The sequence below is a fragment of the Agrobacterium sp. CFBP2214 genome, from assembly GCF_030209895.1.
GTDB classification, from domain to species: domain Bacteria; phylum Pseudomonadota; class Alphaproteobacteria; order Rhizobiales; family Rhizobiaceae; genus Agrobacterium; species Agrobacterium radiobacter.
Window position 1 is genome coordinate 1 of record NZ_JARVRC010000028.1, and the last position, 1,428, is coordinate 1,428.

Genomic DNA, 1,428 nt, shown 5'->3' on the forward strand with positions numbered 1-1,428 from the left:
CTATGGCTATCGGCGGATCGCCGCGCTCCTCAATCGCGAAAGGCGAGCCGCCGATCAGCCTGTCGTCAACGCCAAACGGGTCCATCGCATCATGGGCAACCACGCCATGCTGCTGGAGAAGCACACAGCCGTTCGCAAGGGCCGCCTCCACGATGGCAAGGTCATGGTCATGCGCTCCAACCTGCGCTGGTGCTCGGACGGCCTGGAGTTCACCTGCTGGAATGGCGAGGTCATTCGTCTCGCCTTCATCATCGATGCCTTCGACCGGGAGATCATCGCTTGGACGGCGCTCGCCAATGCCGGAATATCCGGCTCGGACGTCCGCGACATGATGCTGGAGGCGGTCGAGAAACGCTTCCATGCAACCCGAGCCCCGAATGCTATCGAGCATCTGTCTGACAATGGTTCAGCCTATACGGCGCGGGACACGAGGCTGTTTGCGCAAGCACTCAATCTGACGCCCTGCTTCACGCCGGTCGCCAGCCCACCGTCGAACGGCATGTCGGAGGCCTTCGTCAAAACCCTGAAGCGGGATTATATCCGGATCGCAGCACTACCGGACGCAGAAACAGCGATCCGGCTCATTGACGGATGGATCGAGGACTATAATGAAATCCATCCTCATTCCGCGCTCAAGATGGCTTCCCCTCGGCAGTTCATCAGGGCTAAATCAATCTAGCCGACCTGTCCGGTGAAACGGGGAGCACTCCACCAATTGCCGGGTGAGACAATAACTTGGCGGCACGCATGGTCAGTTTCACTGCGGCTACAACCTCAGAGCCTGACCGAAAATAGTTGAGTAAAATCAGTCATTTGTGATTCTGTTTGTTTGCTTAGGACGAACGGAGACCACGATGGGTTGGACTGATTTCACCCGTCGGCAATATGTACGACGCGCGCGCCGCTATGCGAGTGACCTGACGGACCGGGAATGGGGATTGATCTCGCCCTGCCTACCTGGACCAAGGCGTTTGGGCAGGCCGCGCAGCACCGATCTTCGCGAGGTTATGAATGCGTTGCTCTACATCACTTCGACGGGTTGTCAGTGGCGAATGCTGCCCAACGATTTCCGCCGTTTACAACTGTGCAGGCCTGTTTTTACGAGTGGCGAGCGACGGGTTTATGGGGACGGATCAACCATCACCTTGTGATGGAGGCGCGCGAGCTGGAAGACCGGGAAGCTTCGCCGTCTACGGGCGTGATCGACAGCCAGAGCGTGAAAACCACACGGAAAGCGGCGGAATTTCGGGTGACGTGCCCCCGTTAAATTGGGCCATTTAGAACTGGAATTTTCCACTTATGATCCCTGGTGGGAAAAAGAGGAGAATTCGATGAAGGCCTCGAAGTTTTCGGAAGCGCAGATTGCATTCGTGTTGAAGCAGGCAGAGGATGGCACGCCGATCGGCGAGGTCTGCCGCAAGGCAGGAA

2 protein-coding genes and 1 pseudogene are annotated in these 1,428 nt (G+C 57.6%); all 3 read left to right on the forward strand.

Features of this window, described 5'->3' with window-relative positions:
- Positions 1–679 (forward strand): IS3 family transposase (locus QRN60_RS26105; RefSeq protein ID WP_284767276.1); only part of this gene is annotated, 679 nt, incomplete at its 5' end.
- 175 nt (positions 680–854) lie between these two features.
- Positions 855–1,251 (forward strand): annotated as a pseudogene (locus QRN60_RS26110) (IS5 family transposase); the annotation flags it as partial.
- Positions 1,252–1,331: 80 nt separating this feature from the next.
- On the forward strand, positions 1,332–1,428 hold a 97-nt coding region (locus QRN60_RS26115; protein WP_284767277.1), incomplete at its 3' end, for a transposase.